This window comes from Labilibaculum sp. K2S, from assembly GCF_030372765.1.
In the GTDB taxonomy this organism is placed as follows: domain Bacteria; phylum Bacteroidota; class Bacteroidia; order Bacteroidales; family Marinifilaceae; genus Labilibaculum.
Genome location: NZ_JAUCMW010000014.1, coordinates 84473 through 102250 on the forward strand (window position 1 = coordinate 84473; position 17778 = coordinate 102250).

The 17778-nt window shown below is 36.0% G+C and carries 16 protein-coding genes; 8 read left to right on the forward strand and 8 right to left on the reverse strand.

All coding sequences use genetic code 11. From position 1 onward, the window contains the following. Positions 1-110: 110 nt before the first annotated feature. From QUH73_RS14950 to QUH73_RS14960, 3 genes are all read left to right on the forward strand, one after another. Entirely contained in the window at positions 111-1001 is an 891-nt protein-coding gene (locus QUH73_RS14950; RefSeq protein ID WP_289531245.1) for a Spy/CpxP family protein refolding chaperone, read from the forward strand. Between the two features lie 120 nt (positions 1002-1121). Continuing rightward, positions 1122-2861, forward strand: coding sequence for a bifunctional metallophosphatase/5'-nucleotidase (locus QUH73_RS14955; RefSeq protein WP_289531246.1), 1740 nt, complete (start codon positions 1122-1124; stop codon positions 2859-2861). A gap of 232 nt (positions 2862-3093) precedes the next feature. Then, the gene (locus QUH73_RS14960) at positions 3094-3672 is read left to right on the forward strand and encodes an outer membrane beta-barrel protein (protein WP_156194872.1); all 579 of its coding nucleotides are present in this window, start codon (positions 3094-3096) and stop codon (positions 3670-3672) included. A gap of 157 nt (positions 3673-3829) precedes the next feature. Here the strand turns inward: QUH73_RS14960 and QUH73_RS14965 are convergent, their stop codons facing one another. Then, positions 3830-4621: an alpha/beta fold hydrolase gene (locus QUH73_RS14965; RefSeq protein ID WP_289531247.1), complete on the reverse strand. Its 792-nt coding sequence runs from the start codon at positions 4619-4621 to the stop codon at positions 3830-3832. A 449-nt stretch (positions 4622-5070) separates the two neighbouring features. On the opposite strand from QUH73_RS14965, the gene QUH73_RS14970 reads away from it, so the two are divergent. From QUH73_RS14970 to QUH73_RS14985, 4 genes are all read left to right on the forward strand, one after another. Beyond that, entirely contained in the window at positions 5071-5727 is a 657-nt protein-coding gene (locus tag QUH73_RS14970; protein ID WP_289531248.1) for a succinate dehydrogenase cytochrome b subunit, read from the forward strand. Between the two features lie 22 nt (positions 5728-5749). Continuing rightward, on the forward strand, positions 5750-7690 hold the full coding sequence (locus QUH73_RS14975) for a fumarate reductase/succinate dehydrogenase flavoprotein subunit (RefSeq protein ID WP_289531249.1): 1941 nt from the start codon (positions 5750-5752) through the stop codon (positions 7688-7690). Positions 7691-7761: 71 nt separating this feature from the next. Next, complete coding sequence (locus QUH73_RS14980; protein ID WP_289531250.1) at positions 7762-8112, forward strand: four helix bundle protein; 351 nt, start codon at positions 7762-7764, stop codon at positions 8110-8112. Positions 8113-8171: 59 nt separating this feature from the next. Continuing rightward, on the forward strand, positions 8172-8933 hold the full coding sequence (locus tag QUH73_RS14985) for a succinate dehydrogenase/fumarate reductase iron-sulfur subunit (RefSeq protein ID WP_289531251.1): 762 nt from the start codon (positions 8172-8174) through the stop codon (positions 8931-8933). A 322-nt stretch (positions 8934-9255) separates the two neighbouring features. On the opposite strand, the gene QUH73_RS14990 is transcribed toward QUH73_RS14985, so the two are convergent. The 6 genes from QUH73_RS14990 to QUH73_RS15015 all read right to left on the reverse strand — a co-directional run bounded on the left by QUH73_RS14990 (position 9256) and on the right by QUH73_RS15015 (position 15705). Beyond that, positions 9256-9696 (reverse strand): septal ring lytic transglycosylase RlpA family protein, encoded by a 441-nt coding sequence (locus tag QUH73_RS14990; RefSeq protein WP_289531252.1) that lies wholly within the window; start codon positions 9694-9696, stop codon positions 9256-9258. A gap of 75 nt (positions 9697-9771) precedes the next feature. Then, a complete protein-coding gene (locus QUH73_RS14995; protein ID WP_289531253.1) occupies positions 9772-10890 on the reverse strand; it encodes a hypothetical protein in 1119 nt (372 codons plus the stop codon). 349 nt (positions 10891-11239) lie between these two features. Next, the gene (locus QUH73_RS15000) at positions 11240-11803 is read right to left on the reverse strand and encodes a uracil-DNA glycosylase (RefSeq protein ID WP_289531254.1); all 564 of its coding nucleotides are present in this window, start codon (positions 11801-11803) and stop codon (positions 11240-11242) included. A 234-nt stretch (positions 11804-12037) separates the two neighbouring features. Beyond that, complete coding sequence (locus QUH73_RS15005) at positions 12038-12778, reverse strand: DUF6261 family protein (protein WP_289531255.1); 741 nt, start codon at positions 12776-12778, stop codon at positions 12038-12040. Positions 12779-13395: 617 nt separating this feature from the next. Further along, positions 13396-14859, reverse strand: a complete 1464-nt coding sequence (locus QUH73_RS15010; RefSeq protein WP_289531256.1) for a hypothetical protein — start codon at positions 14857-14859, stop codon at positions 13396-13398. A gap of 39 nt (positions 14860-14898) precedes the next feature. Continuing rightward, positions 14899-15705 carry an energy transducer TonB gene (locus QUH73_RS15015; RefSeq protein WP_289531257.1) on the reverse strand — a complete coding sequence of 269 codons (807 nt, stop codon included), beginning with the start codon at positions 15703-15705 and terminating at the stop codon, positions 14899-14901. A 222-nt stretch (positions 15706-15927) separates the two neighbouring features. Between QUH73_RS15015 and QUH73_RS15020 the strand changes: the two genes are divergently transcribed. Further along, positions 15928-16692, forward strand: coding sequence for a hypothetical protein (locus QUH73_RS15020; protein WP_289531258.1), 765 nt, complete (start codon positions 15928-15930; stop codon positions 16690-16692). On the opposite strand, the gene QUH73_RS15025 is transcribed toward QUH73_RS15020, so the two are convergent. Next, positions 16651-17577, reverse strand: coding sequence for a CPBP family intramembrane glutamic endopeptidase (locus QUH73_RS15025; protein ID WP_289531259.1), 927 nt, complete (start codon positions 17575-17577; stop codon positions 16651-16653). The genes QUH73_RS15020 and QUH73_RS15025 overlap by 42 nt on opposite strands. Between the last annotated feature and the right edge of the window lie 201 nt (positions 17578-17778).

Sequence of the window (17778 nt, forward strand, 5' to 3'; positions counted from 1 at the left end):
TTTTTGAAAAAATCAGGTCTAAAATCTGAAATCGATTTTACAATAGTGCAGTAGTAAGAATGTTAAGTTCTTACATTAATGAATTTGATAATACAATAAAACGAAATAGTATGAAAAATATAAAGAAAAACATCGCAATAATTGGAGTCGTTGGTTTATTGATGTGTACAGGACTAAATCTGAATGCTCAAAGAAATATGCGTTTGAATAAGGATTGTCCCAAAGGGATTGAGTATAGTGATCAGCAAAAAGAGCAAATAAAAAAGTCTAAAATCGAATTTGCCAAAGCAACAAAGGATTTGAAAAATGAATTGAATGAACTTCGTGCTCGGCAAAACACATTGATGTCTGCGGATAAGCCGGATGTAAAAGCGATTTACGCCAATATTGATAAAGTATCTGATTTAAAAAATAAGCTAAGAAAAGAACAATTTGCTATGAGGGTGGATGTGAAATCGGTTCTTACTGATGAACAGAAGGCAATGATATTGGATTGTCCAATGGGAAAACAAGGGTTGAGACAAGGCAGAAAAGGCAACATGCCAAACGGACAAGGGCGAATGGATAAAGATGGTATGCGCGGTAAAGGTGGTATGACACAGGGACAAGGAATTGAAAACGGACCAGAGTTTGGACATAAAGGAATGCCGCAAGATTGCCCAAACAGCAATTGGATGAATCTTTCAGATGAGCAGAAGGTGCAGATGAAAGATCTTCGTATTGCTCATTGGAGCGAATCAAAAGAGTTAAGAGACCAGATGGAAATGTTGCAGTTAAAGCAAAAACAAATCATGACTTCCGAGAATATTGATGAGAAAATGATCATTGAAAATATGGATCGCTTATCAGAAATTCAGAATAAATTAGCAAAGATGAAAGTGGATCACAATATGGAGGTTCGTAAGTTTTTAACCGAAGATCAATTGACTCTGTTTTTAAGTCATTCTGGAAAGGGACAAGATTTTGGGAATAGAAACAGACATAGACGCTTTAATAATTAGATTTTATAGATATGTGATTTAGGGGTTCCAGTTAATTTGGAGCCTTTTTTTTGTGAAATAGATTTTTATGTAATTCCGTATTTATTTTTGTAGTATCTTATCATCCCAAAAAAAATAAAAATGAAAAGATTCTATATTTATTTCCTTTTTTTAACAGCCTTTGTTCTTTCTTCTTGTAATGGACATAAGGCAGAACACGTTAAGGTGAAAGTGTTTGGAACAAGTGATGTTCACGGAGCGCTTTTTCCATACGATTTAGTTGGCGATAAAGAGACAACTTCTTCTCTTGCGCAGGTATTTTCCTATGTTGATCAGGAACGAAAGAAGGAGGAGTCTGAGGTTATTTTACTTGATAACGGCGATATCCTTCAAGGCGATCCTTTGGTTTATTATTCTAATTTTGAAAAGACTAAAAACAAACATATTTGCGCTGAAGTAATGAATTTTATGCAGTATGATGCGGGAACGATTGGAAATCATGATATTGAACCAGGTCATGAGGTTTACGATAAATTGGTGAAAGAATTTCAGTTTCCATGGCTGGCGGCCAATGCGGTTCGCAACTCAGATGGCAAACCTTACTTTCAACCTTATTCTGTAATTGAGAAGAAAGGTGTTAAGATTGTTGTCCTGGGTTTACTAACTCCGGCAATTCCAAAATGGTTACCGGAAAAAATTTGGTCGGGAATGCATTTTGAACCAATGATTGAGTCGGCGCAGAAATGGATTAAAATTATTCAGGAAAAAGAAAGTCCTGATTTTGTGATTGGTTTGTTTCATTCAGGAGCGGGAGAGGAGCATGATAGAACAGAGGTAAATCCTGAAAATGCGTCTGTTCTTGTGGCAGAGAAAGTTTCGGGTATTGATATGGTTATTTGCGGACACGATCATCAGGAGAATATTATCTGGGTGGAAAATCCTGACAAGGAGAAAGTTCTGGTGATAAATCCGCAAAGCAGAGCTCATTTTTTGGCTGAAGTTGATGTAGATTTTAGCTGGAATCAGGAAACAAAAAAGTATCATAAAACTCTGAATCCAAAATTAATTGAGGTTCGGGATTTGCCGGCATCGAAAGAATATATTGATCGTTTTCAACCTTTATTTGATGAGGTAAAGAGCTATGTATCTCGACCGGTTGGGACTTTTAAAACAAGAATTTCGACAAAAGATGCTATGTTTGGTGATTCCCCTTTTATTGATTTGGTGCAGAATATCCAGATGGATTTAGCTGATGCTGATATCTCTTTTGCATCACCTCTCTCTTTTAATGCGATTATTGATTCTGGTGAACTTCAGGTGCGCGATTTATTTAAATTGTATCGATTTGAAAATTTGCTGTACACTATGAATCTTACAGGAAAAGAGATTTATGGATTTTTGGAATTCAGTTATAAAGATTGGTTTCATCAGATGGAAAAAGCGAGTGATCCCATGTTATTTATTAAATCAGATGAAAAAGGCAGTAAATTGAGTACGATGTTTTTTAATTACAGCTCGGCTGAAGGAATCGATTATGTAGTAGATCTTAGAAAACCATATGGAGAAAGAGTAAAAATTTTGAAGATGAGTAATGGAGAGGCTTTCGATGAGGCAAAAATGTATCGCGTAGCACTTAATTCTTATCGTGGAAACGGTGGTGGCAATCACTTAACCGAAGGGGCTGGGCTCACAAAAGAGGAATTGACGACTCGTTTGATCAACTCTACCACCAAAGATTTACGTTACTATCTTATGAAATGGATTGAGGAAAAAGGAACAGTTGATATTCAATGCAATCAGAATTGGAAAGTAATTCCTGAAGAGTGGCATGCTGAAGCGACAAAAAGAGAATATGAGTTGCTTTATGGTTTAAAAGACTAACCAAATAATATTTGTTAATTAACTGGTGTTATTATTGAAATATAACACCAGTTTTTTTATGCGCTGACATAAGGTTTTGTGTTGTTAATCAAAAACGTGAATTTAAGATTTAACGCAAGCTTCTGTTTTACATGTATTTATATTCTTAAGTTAAGAATGTGTTGTTTTTTATCTTGTTATTATAATCGTTTATGTATTTATTTGAGCTTAATTTTAATTAAACTATTGTAATATGAGAAAAATTTTAACTCTAATTGTTGCCTGCGTTGTATTTGCAGGAGTTGCTTCAGCTCAGTCTGATTCTTTTAAATCGTTTCGTGTTGATGCTGGTTTATTGTATGCCATTCCAGGTGGAGATGCTTTAGATGCTGGTGTTGGATATTATTTGAATCCTAAGTATCAAATTACTGATAACATATTATTAGGAGCCAAAGTTGAAGGTGCTGTTATGGGATCAGCTAATGAGGATGCGTTTGATGTTTCTGCTGTAGTTTCTTATGCTGCAACTTTCGATTACTATTTTAATACAAATTCTTTCCGTCCGTTTGTTGGTATGGATGCAGGTATTTATTCATTGGGTTCAATCGAATTTGATTCTAATGAAAATTTTGCTGGTGGAAGTACCTTAGAGATTAATGAAGATCATGATTTAGGATCTAAATTTGGGATTGCTCCAAAAGTAGGTTTTTCTTACGGTCATTTCGATATGGCTCTTCAGTACAACTTGATTTTCGGTCAAGAAAAAGGATATGATGAGTATAACTATATGTCTGTTAAAGTTGGTTTCCATTTTGGTGGTGGAAAAAAATAAGACCGTATTGTTAGATACAAAAATGGAAGGATGCTGTTTACAGCATCCTTTTTTTGTGTAAATATCTTTCAGGTAATTTTATGCACTGGTTTACAAGGTTTTTATATCTAAGATATTTTTTATTTCGTGCTCTTTGTGGTTAAATTTATTTTATCCTTTAACACTCATAAATAATTCGAAAAATTTCCCGCAGGCATTCCTGCCGTTGCTCAATAAAGCCCATATGCCCTGATGTTTGCAGTACAAAAGGAGTTAGTTTGTTTTCCCTTGCAATTTCTCCGGCTGCTTTCAAAGGAATAAAATTATCTTCTTTGCCCATTATGCTTACTTTCGGCATATCGAGAGCCTTTAAGATATGATTACGGTCTGGTCGGTTCATCATGGCCTCTAGTGCCGCAATAATTCCATGATCGGGAGTTTTGCAGGCAATCTGAGTTACCCGCTCTATTTCATGAGCAAATTTATCCAGATTTTTATTTGAGAATGTATTAGGAATATTGGTTTTGCAGATTAGTTCCTTTTTGCCTTGTATTACGAGCTCTATCTCCCGTTTTCTATTTTTCTTTTTCTCTTCGGTATCAGCATTTGGCGAGGAATGAAATAAGCAAAAACTCTCGAGCTTCTCTTTGTATTTATCAGCGAAAGCCAGGGCCACATAACCACCCATTGAGTGACCAATGATATTGATTTTTTTGAGTTGAAGATGCAGTGCCAGTTCATTTACAGCTTCAGCCATATCCTCCACGCTGCACGATTTTATCTTTAAATCAGATAAGCCATGGCCGGGTAAATCAATTGTAATTACACGAGCTAATCTGGAAAGATCATTGGCAAAAGTTTCGAATGTTTCCAGAGATTCCAAATACCCATGTAGTAGCAGTACTGTATTTCCTTTTCCTTTGTCCCTGTATCGAAGGTTATAGTTTTTTAGTTGTAAAAATTGATCCATGTTATTACTCTGTACTTATTAAATAGATTAGTTTTTCGATTATTAAAGTGTGTTTTTGCAGATGAGACAATTTTAGTCTTATTTTTTTAATGATACTGTAGATTAGGTGTTTTTTAGGATCTAAAATCTAAGCATCTGAACGAATTTGGGATTCTAAATTAAAACAATATCTCAAAACCTTGTTCTATAACATACAAATATTTGATAACTTGCGAACTTTAGCGGAAAACAATTAACGAATTAATTCCGTAATTGGTTTAAAATTAGAATTATATATAGATTTAAATCTCAAATTTCTTATGAATCCAAGAAATCAATTTGTTGTAGAATCAGTCTAAATAATTTACACATGTTCCTAAATATCGTTTCATCAATCAGGAGCATTTACATTTGCAAATTAATATAGTAAAGCTTACAAAAAAAAACAGTCTAATTAAATCTTTAAACTTATGAGCAGTTTTTTAAGTTCATCTATTGGGAAGAAGTTGGTAATGAGTTTATCAGGACTTTTTCTTGTGCTATTCATTTTAGTACACCTGATATTGAACTCCTTTTTAATGTTTGACAGCACAGGAGAGCTGTTTAATGCCGGAGCACATTTTATGTCTTTGCCGGTGATTCGTTTTGGTTTACAGCCGGTATTGGCTGGTGGTTTCATTATCCATATTATATATGCGATTATTTTGACCATCCAAAATAGGAAAGCTCGTCCACAGAAGTATGCTTCTCAAAATTTGGGAGAAAGCAGTACTTGGTCTTCACGAAACATGTTTGTTTTGGGTGGTCTTGTCTTGGTTTTCATCGCAATGCACTTAATGCATTTCTTTATTCCTATTCAGATCGAAGGGAATGTTCATGATGATTATCAGTTGGTGAAAAATCTATTTACAAATGGCTCTATGGGAATGGTTTATACCGGACTTTATATTGTAGGTGCTATTTTGTTAGGACTGCACCTGGCTCATGGATTTTGGTCAGCATTCCAGTCGGTTGGTTTAAGCAATAAGCTATGGAGATCAAGATTGGAAAAAGTTGGTTATATCTATGCAATTTTTGTTGCTGCCGGATTCACAATCATTCCTTTGTATTTACACTTTTTTGCTTAATTGCTAATAATAAAAAACGGTTATGACAGTATTAAACTCAAAAATTCCAGCCGGACCAATAGCTGAAAAGTGGTCAAGCCATAAAGCTGCCATTAAGGTGGTTAGTCCTGCGAATAAGAGAAAATTAGATATTATCGTTGTAGGAACCGGATTAGCCGGTGGATCTGCTGCCGCTTCTATGGCAGAAATGGGATACAACGTAAAAGCATTTTGCTATCAGGATTCAGGTCGTAGAGCTCACTCTATTGCTGCTCAGGGTGGTATTAATGCCGCAAAAAATTATCAGAACGATAACGATTCAGTTCATCGCTTATTTTACGATACAGTAAAAGGTGGTGATTACCGTGCACGTGAAGCTAACGTTCATCGTTTGGCTGAGGTAAGTGGTGATATTATCGACCAATGTGTTGCTCAAGGTGTACCTTTTGCACGTGAATATGGCGGAACATTATCCAACCGTTCATTCGGTGGTGTATTGGTAAGCCGTACTTTCTATGCTCGTGGTCAAACCGGACAGCAGTTGTTGTTAGGTTGTTACGCTTCTATGAATCGTATGATCGGACAAGGAAAAATTGAAATGCACGAACGTAACGAGCTGTTGGATATCGTAATTATCGAAGGAAAAGCCCGTGGTATCATTACCCGTAATTTGGTTACCGGTGCAATTGAACGTCACAGTGCTCATGCTGTAGTAATTGCAACAGGTGGATACGGTAACGTATTCTTCTTGTCGACAAATGCTATGGGATGTAACGGTGGTGCGGCATGGCAGGCTTACAAAAACGGAGCTTGTTTCGCGAATCCTTGTTATGTGCAAATTCACCCTACTTGTATTCCAATTCATGGCGAACAGCAATCGAAACTGACATTGATGTCGGAATCATTGCGTAATGATGGTCGTGTTTGGACTCCTAAGAAAAAGGAAGATGCTGTTAAATTGCAAAAAGGTCAGATTACAGCTAACGATATTGCTGAGGAAGATCGTGATTTCTACTTGGAAAGAAGATATCCATCATATGGTAACTTGGTTCCCCGTGATGTTGCATCCCGTGCAGCTAAAGAAAGATGTGATGAAGGTTTCGGTGTAAACGAAACTGGGAAAGCAGTTTACCTTGACTTTAAATATTCTATCGAAAGATTAGGTAAGGATGTTATCGAAGCTCGTTATGGTAACTTGTTTCAGATGTATGAGAAGATTACTGATCAGAATCCTTACGAATTGCCAATGCAGATTTACCCTGCTATTCACTACACTATGGGTGGTGTTTGGGTTGATTACAACTTGATGACTAACATCCCTGGTCTTTATGCTATTGGTGAGGCTAACTTTTCCGATCACGGAGCTAACCGTTTGGGAGCTTCTGCTTTGATGCAAGGTTTGGCTGACGGGTATTTCGTATTGCCTTATACTATTGGAGATTATCTTGCTGATGAGATTCAGGTTCCACGTATCGATGTAAATCATCAGGAGTTTGTTAAGAAAGAAAAAGCGGTTACCGATCGCATGACTCGTTTGTACAATATAAAAGGAAGCAAGTCTGTAGATTCTTTCCACAAGCGTTTGGGGAACATCATGTGGGAATATGTTGGAATGGCTCGTAACGAGGACGGTCTGAAATTAGCGATTAAGGAAATTCAGAAACTTCGTGAAGATTTCTACAAAGATTTGCGAATTACAGGTGATTACGATGCGATGAATATCGAATTGGAAAAAGCTGGTCGTGTAGAAGATTTCATCGATTTAGGTGAATTGATGGCTCGCGATGCTCTGGATCGTAAAGAATCTTGTGGTGGACACTATCGTGAGGAATCAACTACTGAAGATGGTGAGGCTAAACGTGATGATGATAACTTTGCATATGTTTCAGCTTGGGAATATCAAGGCGAAGGTAAAGATCCAATCTTGCATAAGGAGGAGCTCGTTTTTGAAAACGTTAAGTTGACTCAAAGATCATATAAGTAATCAGCAGATAGTAACTTGTAGATAGTAATTAGTAACTAGTACATAGTCTAATAAATATAATCTGAATAAAAATGAATCGTTTTAAAGATTTAATCGTTTGGCAAAAAAGTAGAACTTTGGTAAAAGAAGTCTACATTTTAACAAATGAATTGCCTTCTGATGAACGATTTGGGATGGTGTCACAGATAAGAAGATGTGCTGTTTCTATTCCCTCCAATATTGCTGAGGGCTGTGGAAGAAATACAAATGCAGACTTTGCACGTTTTCTGGATATTTCGAACGGAAGTTCTTATGAACTGGAAAGCTTATTGATATTATCTATCGATTTAAATTATATTCAAAGAGGGCAGTTTGATGCGATTAATCTATTAATTCAAGAGATTCAAAAAATGATTTTCAAATTAAAAGAAAGTCTTAAATAAGCTGTTCTAATTGACTAACGTACTATCTACTAAAATCTAATTACTCAATACCAAAAAAAATGGCAGACAAGATATTAAAAGAATTAACAATAAAGGTTTGGCGTCAGAAGAACGCTAAAGCCCAAGGTAAGTTCGAGTCTTACAAAATTAATAATATATCAACCGGAACTTCATTTTTGGAGATGCTTGACATCCTGAATGAGGAGTTGGTTAATGGTGGAACAGAGCCGATTGCTTTTGATCACGATTGTAGAGAAGGTATCTGCGGTATGTGCAGCTTGTTCATTGATGGACGTGCTCACGGACCTGATGATGACATCACTACCTGTCAGTTGCACATGCGTAAATTCGAAGATGGCGCAACCATTACAATTGAGCCTTGGAGAGCCGGAGCTTTTCCGGTAATCAAAGATTTAATTGTAGACCGTACTGCATTCGAGAAAATTCTTCAAGCAGGTGGTTATATTTCGGTAAACACGGGTGGTGTACCTGATGGAAATGCAATTCTAATTTCTCAGGATGATGCTGAGGAAGCTATGGATGCTGCGGCTTGTATTGGTTGTGGCGCTTGTGTAGCAACTTGTAAAAACTCATCGGCAATGTTGTTTGTTTCTGCTAAGGTGTCTCATCTTGCAAAACTTCCTCAAGGCCGCGTTGAAGCAGCTCGTCGAGCAAAGAGCATGGTTGCAAAAATGGACGAGATGGGATTTGGTAACTGTACCAATACCGGAGCTTGTGAAGTAGAATGTCCTAAGGGAATTTCTATTGCAAACATCGCTCGTTTGAACCGTGAGTTCTTGGTAGCAAAAATTAAGGATTAATTTAGACTGTAATCCACATATCGGGAGCGTTACCTAAGGGTGACGCTCTTTTTTTGTATTTAGAATTAGCGGGAGGATATTAAATCTAAGGCTTCGGTACGCTGTGCCTAAATATCAACACGTATTCATTGTGTTACAAACTCTACAAATACGATGGTGCTCTGCACCTGTTTCATTTCATCAACCATACTACAAATACCAAAGTGCTTTGCACTTTAAGAACAAAATTGTGTAATTGGGTTTTTTAAGCGGCAGAGTCGCGCAGTCTTTGTAGTTATATCGCGAGTTTGATTTTTTTAGGTGCATCGCACCGTGGCTTTGTTCAAAAACCAAACAACATTTGTTCTCTTAATGATATTGGATTAAAAATATATTGTATTGGGATCATATCGGGATCCTTCTGATAAACTTCTACCGAAACGGAAAATATTCCCTGATTGATAGCATTAATCTCTTTTGATGCCGATTTGGATAGATCTATTATTCTCCCTTTGGCATATGGTCCACGATCGTTAATTCGGACGATTACAACCTTTTTATTGTCCAGATTAACCACTTTTACCCAAGTGCCAAAAGGAAGGCTCCTGTGAGCCGCAGTATAGTTTTCGTGATGATATATTTCCCCGCAAGCTGTTCGTTTTCCTTCAAATCTGTCGGCATAGAAACTGGCTTTTCCAATTTGAACCGCTTTATGCGGTTTTTGAGCATGCAAATTGAATTGCAGTAGGGTGAAGCAAATTATCATAGACAAACGAAACATCATATTTGAAAGCCTTTTTGATTTAATACAAAAAAAATCCGGCCAAACGACCGGATTTCAATTTCTTAATAACAGCTGTTAGCTGCCTGCCTGACTCATATAATATGCTTCATGACCTACTTTATTAACTACATGATTCACGAAATACATGTCGTACATTGAACTGAATATTTCAGCCATCTTATCACGAGTATCTTGTCCTAATAGTTCCGAAAGAACAACAACTGAATCATCAGTAAAAGTGATTTTTAAATCAAGACCTTTTCTACAGAATACAACGTCAGCTTCGGTTGATTCGCTGCTGTTGTTGATTACTTCAATAACAGCACCTTCTTCTAAAACACCATCGCGGTATACCTGATACGAATCGCTGGTTGAATTCTTAACAATCTCGATAATTCCGATTGCCAGTTTGTATTCGTAGGCTCTGCTGTTTGTACTATCTCCTTTTGTGAATTGCATTTCTTCTTTAAAAAGAACATCTTCACCTTTTTTCAGGTTGTAAGCGTAAGAAACAGTGTCTCCGTGAGAGAATTTAATACCTACAGAGTAATCATCAGTAAATGAAAACTTCGATTCGTAATTAAAATTTTGGTTTGCAGCAATATCCCAATTTACGTATAGTTCGCCGGCAGGTTCATCTTCAACAGTTATCGATGAATTTATCAGGTTATTAAACTGGAAACCTTCATCCATAGAGAAAGAGTAGTTGTACTGAGTTGTAGTGATAACAAAATCATTTACCAATACGCTGTCACCATCTTCTGTCATGTACAGTTTCCAAGGATTTCCAGCTTTTTCTTTAGGCAATTTAACAACGAAATTTTCACTGTCACCTGTTTTTTCAAACTTTGAGTTATAACCCATTTTTGTTTCGGTAGTTGCAGCAGGTATAGCAGGACTGTATTCGTAAACACCTTTTACATCATCAAGAGTGATATTTGCAGAAAATCTGGTATCGTCATTTCCTTGTTTTGTTGTACCGGCAACAGTTTCCGGATCGGTCATTGTAACGATATCAAATCCTTTCGAGTTGGTAATTTCATCAACTGCAGTACTTAAACTAACAGTCTTTTCTTTTAAAGATTGCTCTAAAGAAAGCCCTTTTTCCGGATTATTATCTGAATTGTCTGAACAGCTAAAAAGAACTGCAGAGAAAAATAACAATGCACCAACGGCAATAATGTTTCTTTTCATATCTAAAAATTTAAATTATAGTTTTAAAAATCAATATAAAACCAACTGAGATTGATTTTAAAAAATTGGTTTAAAATTAACTTCAGTTCTTTGTGCAAATAGAGTACCAATTTACTTTATTTGGTTTGTGACTCCCACAACAGGGAATGTAATGCTCTGAAAACTAAACAGTAGTATTCTTTGTTGTGGGTGGAGTAAAACTATTTAAAAGAATGATATGAGTCTGTTTAGTGTAGAATTGGGGACGGTTGTGTAGAATAAGTCTACACAAGAAAGATGGAAAATCAACAGCAAATGGGTTGATTCGATATGTTTTTACGAGTAGAATAAAAATTGTGAAGAATGGGATCTATTTTATGGTGGCTGGTAGATCGTATCTGCGTTTTATTTCTTTAAAATCTTTCCATGTGACTAGTTTTTTTGAGGGATCTCTAAGAAGAGCCGAAGGATGATAAACAGCAGTAATCAAGAAGCCTTTTCGTTCAAACCAGACTCCTCTTTCACGTGTAATTCTGAAGGATGAATCAATGATTTCCTGAGCTGCAATTCTCCCCAAACAAACAATTATTTTCGGACGAATAAGCTGCACTTGATTGCGCAGGTAAGGGAGACATGTTTTTTTCTCATTTTCTTCCGGATCCCGGTTATTGGGAGGTCGGCATTTAACAATATTGGCAATATAAACATCTTCTCTTTTCAAATCGATTGCTTGTAATATTTTATCAAAGAGTTGTCCGGCTTTTCCTACAAAGGGTATACCTGTCTCATCTTCCTGTTGTCCGGGTCCTTCGCCAATGAACATTAGCCGGGCATTTCGGTTGCCTGTACCAATTACTACTTTGTTTCTCGTTTTGCAGAGCTTACATTTGGTGCAATTTTTACATTCCTGAATTAATTCTTCCCATTCAAGCATATGTATTTATTTTAAGAGGTTATATTCCGATACAAATATTTAATACCAAATTAACATCAAAACATGCCTTATAAAATGTTTCTTTTCAGCTATATCTTCGTTAAAAAAGATGCATCGTAACATGGCTATGCTTTACTTTTTTGCCTCGATACAGCTAAAAATTAATTCATTTTAATTAAAGTCTATTTTGAAATTAAATTGGTATAAAAATAAGATTAAAACAAGAAGATAATTTTATTCTTTTTGTATGATACGAGCCTGTATATTTTCCTTTTTACGCTTTACGGCAAGCAAATGATCTGCTACTGATTTATTATTGTCCGCTATAATTGTATGCAGCAATCCTGCAAATTCTTTGTATTGGCTTGGTTTTGCCATTGCCATGGATTGAAGGTAAACCGAAAGTTCATTGTTGATTAAATCTCTCACCTCTTTGGCAAGGACTGTTGCCGATTTTGTTTTCTTACGATCAATACTATCCTCTATCAATTGCATATTCGATAAGTTAAAATCGGCCTGTGAGCCTTCCAGATTGGCAAGTAATTCATTTAAATCGGGTATTGAAGCTCTTTCTTCTGACAATTCAGGTGCCGTTAAATCGATTAACATGGCGTTAATGTTCGCACTTTCGTTGATATAGGTGTACTCAGTAATCTCTATTCCAAACCGATCCAATATCTTTTTTATCCGCAAAGCTTTTTTTTGATTTTCACTTGGCCTTCGGTTGCACCTGGCCATTACTTCATAAAACACGGCACGTACATCTGCGTCGCGTATGGCATCTTTCTCCTTCCTGTCATTGTGCACACCCCCCCGGTTAATCGAGTTGATCAGCTCTTCGGTTATTACTGATAATTTTTTTAAAATATCAGTGTAATAGGGATCCTCGCTTATTGGATATTGTTGAAATAAATAGATAAGTTTTTTACCAATTTCGGCACAATTCTTTGTAGAGGAGTTAGAATTTATTTTCATAAGTCGGGAAACGATTAATTTTTTACAACTAAAAACCTAAATTACATAAAATTATCAAAACAGATGAAATATATTTATTTATGATGATGAATGACGATTAGCTTATGTGTTGGCTATTCAAAATAATGGGGGATGTCGGCTTTTTTTAAACTACTTTGTGTTGATACTATTTGCATTTCTGTCTGAATTGAGCACTCTGATATCAGAATTCACCAACAAATTATCGATGGGTATCATTCGTAAAATAGATTTGCAAACCTGACCATAGGTTTTGGTTTTCGGTTTGCAGAAAAGACAATTTGGGTGAATAAATTCAGCATTCTGTTATCAGAATGTCCAATTTTTTTCATCCGATAAGCTTTTCTGGCAACAGAATGTGCTATTTTATTGCTTGGGTTTGCCATTCATAAATCAGAATGCTTCATTTTTCAGATAAGATGGCTTTTCTACTTTCAGAATATGAGAAAAGGCGGGCAGTGCTCGTATTCTCATTAAAAGAATATCAACCGGAATGTATAATTGGCTGGAATTGTCAAGGAACTCTTTATCCCTTAAAAATTCCGCTGCTTACAGATTTTAACCAGCTTTTGTAGTTTAAAAGATTTGGATTTAATTGTTTACTCAAATCTACGGAGATAATATTTTTTTTCATTGGAAGAGTAATAGCCTAAAACGAAGTAATCGTTTACCTTGAAGATAGTTTGAGTTGATTGAGGCGTTTTAATATTGCCGACGAACTCTTTTATTTTGTCAAAAGGATTTGGGCTTGAATTGCCAGTTACATGTTCCAAATTTTGTTTATTAAAAAGGCATTTGAAATAAACCGAACGACTATTTGCATAGGATGAATAAGAATTCATGGTAGGAACGGCATAATACGCACCGCCGGATACTAAAGGAACCGCAACAGCTCCAACGAGTCCCATGGCGATCAAACTTCCCGTTGAAGGAGATTCCTTAATTCCACCCAACAGCACTTCCAGTTTGTCACCGGTTTCGTACACACTAATGCCTAAATATCCAGTAAGCAGCTTTCTCAAAACCTGTTTTGTTTTGTCTAATTCCCTTTCGGAAGTGCTAAATCCATTTCCGTCATTTTTTTGAATTAAAGCAGAGTTTTTGAAATAGATTTCATCTTCGCTTTTTACGCTGTATGTTTTAAGTAAGCTGTCCGTTTTAAGGCTGTGAACCGTAAAACACAATCCGGTTTTATTTACGATTAGCTGATAAAGCTTATTATCATGGATGTAAGAATTCGATAAAGTTGCCAGCCTATTTGTGTTTTCAAGTTCTCCCTGCTTGTAGTTTTTTGTTGTATAGGTGTAATTGTTAAGGTCAATCGTAATTAAGATCGTTTTGTCCTTCTCACCGTCAAAACTCAATACAATTTTATCGTCGTAGCAATAGAGTTTGTTTTCTTCGGATGTAATATCCAATGAATTTGGATTGCTGCATTCAATTCTTTTAATGTTGGCAGTGGTTGTTGTACTGGGAGTATCATAAAGATCATCGGCAATTCGATCGGGTTTTGAATTTGCCGAAAGAATTTTTGTAAAATCATGCTCAATACAAACAGCAGGTTCGCATCCTTCAAACACACGTAATTTGTAAATGGAAGAGTAATCGATACGACTCAAAATATAGAGTTTGTTTTTGTAAGAAACAGATTCAAGATATTCTTCTTTATGAAGCTTTAGAGGGATTCTGTATTCCTTACTTGTATTGTTATTTAAATCAATGGTTTTAACCAGAAACTCTGTTTTCCTGTTGTTGGTGAAAAACAGATTGCACTCATTTTGGACAACTGTATTTCCGATTAAAATTTTAAACTTTCCATTTGGTCTTGGGCATTTACAGGAATTTAAAGGTTCATAATTTTTGCTGTAAGTAAGAGCGTTTATCGTATCATTGTCAAGTAAGAATAAGGCTATTTTACCCGACAAATCATCTACAACAGGATATACATCTCTTCTGTCGGAAAGGTAGGAGCGCAGGCAAATGTCCTGTTCCATTAAAAGATCCTGAGAGTAGGAGTTGACAGCTAATAGCAATAGAAGGAAGAGGATGGCGTATGTTTTCATTGGATTGTTTTTTTGTTGGCTAAGCAATAGTTTTATCTGTTATTTCAACTTAAAATTGACCGGAACAATTGAGTAAACCTTCACTGGTTGGCCATTCTTAAATGCAGGCTTCCATTTATTGCAAGCTTGTACTGCTGCAATGGCTGCCTGATTAAAATATTGATTGGTTTCTGATAGAATCTGAAAATCAGATGGAGTTCCGTTTGTGTCTATTGCGAATAGAACTAGAACGAGTGCTTCAAGCTTATTTTTTTGACAAATGTCTGGATATATAATCTTCTTGGATAAGTCCGAAGAAAATGATTTAGCACCTTCTTTGTACATAGCTAGGGTATCTGCATTTGCATAGGTATTGGTCGGAAATCGCTCGTTATTTTTTCCAATTAAACAAGAATAAGTGAGTACAGCTTCTTTGTATAGATTGACACTTCTTTGTTTGCCGTGGCTATATACATTCCATTGTCCTTCTCGATGCAGGGGGAAAAGGCTTCTACTTATGCCTTTGGTGCTTTGCTTTCCTTTTTTGATATCATCTTGAATTTGATATCCTCCAGCTATTGTTTCAAACTTACGTTGATATTGATATTTTCCACCATCGACATAGTAAGTGTTAGGCTTCTTTAGTTTTATGGTTTCGGTTTGAGTCACTTTCCATTTACCATCTCTAAATGCGCACTTCTGCACAACAGAAGTTTTCTTGTTTTTTTGTCGTACGATGTACTGATAATCTGCACCTTCGGAAGTTGCTTGTGGCACATGCTTTTTGTAATAAACAATAGTATCCTGTTGTGTGAATGCAAATTGCACACTGATTAATAAAAGTAATGTGGTTAGGAGGGTTTTCATAAATTTGTGTTTCCTATTAATAATAGGGTACGAATATAATATTTATTTACATATTTCAGATTATTTAAGGAAAGTAGCTCCTATTCAAACGATCATTGATGTCAGTTAAATAGAATTTGGTAAAAAAGGAGAGTGTCTGTGTGCGAATACCAAATTGTATATCCATATTTTTTGTATCTTCGTAGTAACCATTGCCACATTATTTGTTAAATATTTACTCAGATGCCATACAGAAGACTGCCAAATACTGATTCTGCACGTGTACGTGCTTTAAAATCTGCCCTTGATACCAGTTACCGAATAAATCGTTTTGAACTGGCTTTTTCTTTTCTGCTTTTGCAGAAAGTTGAGACATTTTTACCTCATTACGAATTGGCAATTAGAAATCAGCGTCAGGCACTTAGTCAGCAATCCATCAGAAGTAAAGAGTACAACGAGAAGTTGCGAAAGGCGCGGTTATATGTTTCTCATTTTATTCAGGTATTGAATTTTACAATTATCAGAGGTGAAATGAAACCTGAGATTCGGGAATTTTACGGATTAAAAACCAATTCGAAAGCAGCTCCGTCCTTATTAAAGGATGCAAAAGTAATTGAGTGGGGAGAGAAATTGATAAAAGGAGAACAAGAGCGAATGAGAATGGGAGGGAATCCAATTTACAGTCCTTCAATTGCATTGGTAAGGGTAAATTGTGAAAACTTTAAACAGGCATTTAACAATCAAAAAACATTGCAAAACAATACACATCGGTTTTCGGAAAAAGTGGCAGAATATCGTGATGAGGCAGATAGTTTGATTCTTTCTCTTTGGAACGAGGTAGAGGCTAAATTTGCTGATCTGCCGGATGAAAAGAAAAGGGAGAAATCGTCGGAATATGGAATTGTTTATGTTTGGCGTAAAGGTGAAAAGGAGAAATTAGAACAAATAAAACAAGCTGAAGAAGACTCACTCACTTTGCCTTTCTCTCGATCCGTAAAGGCTGAATAGCAAAAGTGTAAGGATTATCATTGAGATAAATCCACTAATCCAGATGCTTGCATCATTACCACCAAATTTTTCAATGTCTTCGGGTAATTTCCCTTTATTGATGAAGTAAGACATACAAACGGCCATTCCGTTATTGATTAAATGCGCTAAAATAGGAACCCATAAACTTTTTGTCCATACCAGCAGATAGCCAAACAGAATTCCCATTGCCATTCTTGGTATCAAACCAAAGAATTGCATGTGCAGAGCTGCGAAAAGAAAAGCTGTTATAATGATTCCCCAATGCACGTTTTTAGTCATGTTCGAGAAGATTCTCTGAATAACTCCCCGGAACAAAAGTTCTTCACCCAAGGCTGGAATTACCGCAATTAAAATCAAATTTACAAACAGATCAAAAGGTGTTTCCATCACCAAAAATTTCTTGGTGATGATTTCGGCCTGATCTTCGCTATGTCTCATCCATTCTTCAACTCCCGAAAGAAATTCAGGCAACTGCAAATGAGAGTTGATGTCTGCCAGTAGATTGATCGCCGGCAAGGCAGCAATAATTGTTAGTGTTGCTAACAGGTATTGAGAAGGGGAAGACTTTTTGTCTAAAAAAAGATAGGTTAACACTTTGTTATTTAGGAACCAGGCGATGATAAAAGGTGGAATAATGAACATTCCTGTAGAGTAGATCGACTGATAAAATTTAAGAACAGAAATGTTCACAGAAGCACCATTTATATCTAAGCTTTCGGCATTGGTGAAGATATTAACATCAAAAATAAGATAAGCTAAAACACTGCCGGCAAACATACAGAGCATAAAAGAACCGACTACAACAAGTAGACTCATCATCAATTGTGATAGCGGGGAATAATGGCTCAACGATCCTTTTAGCATATACCTTCTGTTTTTGGTTTGAAGAACAAAAATAATAAATAGTATTAAGATTCAAGTATAAAGTGTCAAGTACAAAGTGTCAAGTTTAAAGGATCAAGTACAAAGTGTTAAGTATTAGTTGCAAATAGGGAAAGAGCCAATAGATTGCATTTTAAGAGTTCATCATTCAAGCATACTGTTGTTTGTAAAACGATTTGGCTT

Coding starts and splice junctions, on each gene's coding strand:
- QUH73_RS15000 (WP_289531254.1), bottom strand. CDS start 11,803: ATGCTTGAATGGGAAGAATTAATTCAGGAATGTAAAAATTGCACCAAA.
- QUH73_RS15025 (WP_289531259.1), bottom strand. CDS start 17,577: ATGCTAAAAGGATCGTTGAGCCATTATTCCCCGCTATCACAATTGATG.
- QUH73_RS15005 (WP_289531255.1), bottom strand. CDS start 12,778: ATGAAAATAAATTCTAACTCCTCTACAAAGAATTGTGCCGAAATTGGT.
- QUH73_RS14990 (WP_289531252.1), bottom strand. CDS start 9,696: ATGATGTTTCGTTTGTCTATGATAATTTGCTTCACCCTACTGCAATTC.
- QUH73_RS14960 (WP_156194872.1), top strand. CDS start 3,094: ATGAGAAAAATTTTAACTCTAATTGTTGCCTGCGTTGTATTTGCAGGA.
- QUH73_RS14975 (WP_289531249.1), top strand. CDS start 5,750: ATGACAGTATTAAACTCAAAAATTCCAGCCGGACCAATAGCTGAAAAG.
- QUH73_RS14965 (WP_289531247.1), bottom strand. CDS start 4,621: ATGGATCAATTTTTACAACTAAAAAACTATAACCTTCGATACAGGGAC.
- QUH73_RS15010 (WP_289531256.1), bottom strand. CDS start 14,859: ATGAAAACATACGCCATCCTCTTCCTTCTATTGCTATTAGCTGTCAAC.
- QUH73_RS14995 (WP_289531253.1), bottom strand. CDS start 10,890: ATGAAAAGAAACATTATTGCCGTTGGTGCATTGTTATTTTTCTCTGCA.
- QUH73_RS14970 (WP_289531248.1), top strand. CDS start 5,071: ATGAGCAGTTTTTTAAGTTCATCTATTGGGAAGAAGTTGGTAATGAGT.
- QUH73_RS14985 (WP_289531251.1), top strand. CDS start 8,172: ATGGCAGACAAGATATTAAAAGAATTAACAATAAAGGTTTGGCGTCAG.
- QUH73_RS15020 (WP_289531258.1), top strand. CDS start 15,928: ATGCCATACAGAAGACTGCCAAATACTGATTCTGCACGTGTACGTGCT.
- QUH73_RS14955 (WP_289531246.1), top strand. CDS start 1,122: ATGAAAAGATTCTATATTTATTTCCTTTTTTTAACAGCCTTTGTTCTT.
- QUH73_RS14980 (WP_289531250.1), top strand. CDS start 7,762: ATGAATCGTTTTAAAGATTTAATCGTTTGGCAAAAAAGTAGAACTTTG.
- QUH73_RS15015 (WP_289531257.1), bottom strand. CDS start 15,705: ATGAAAACCCTCCTAACCACATTACTTTTATTAATCAGTGTGCAATTT.
- QUH73_RS14950 (WP_289531245.1), top strand. CDS start 111: ATGAAAAATATAAAGAAAAACATCGCAATAATTGGAGTCGTTGGTTTA.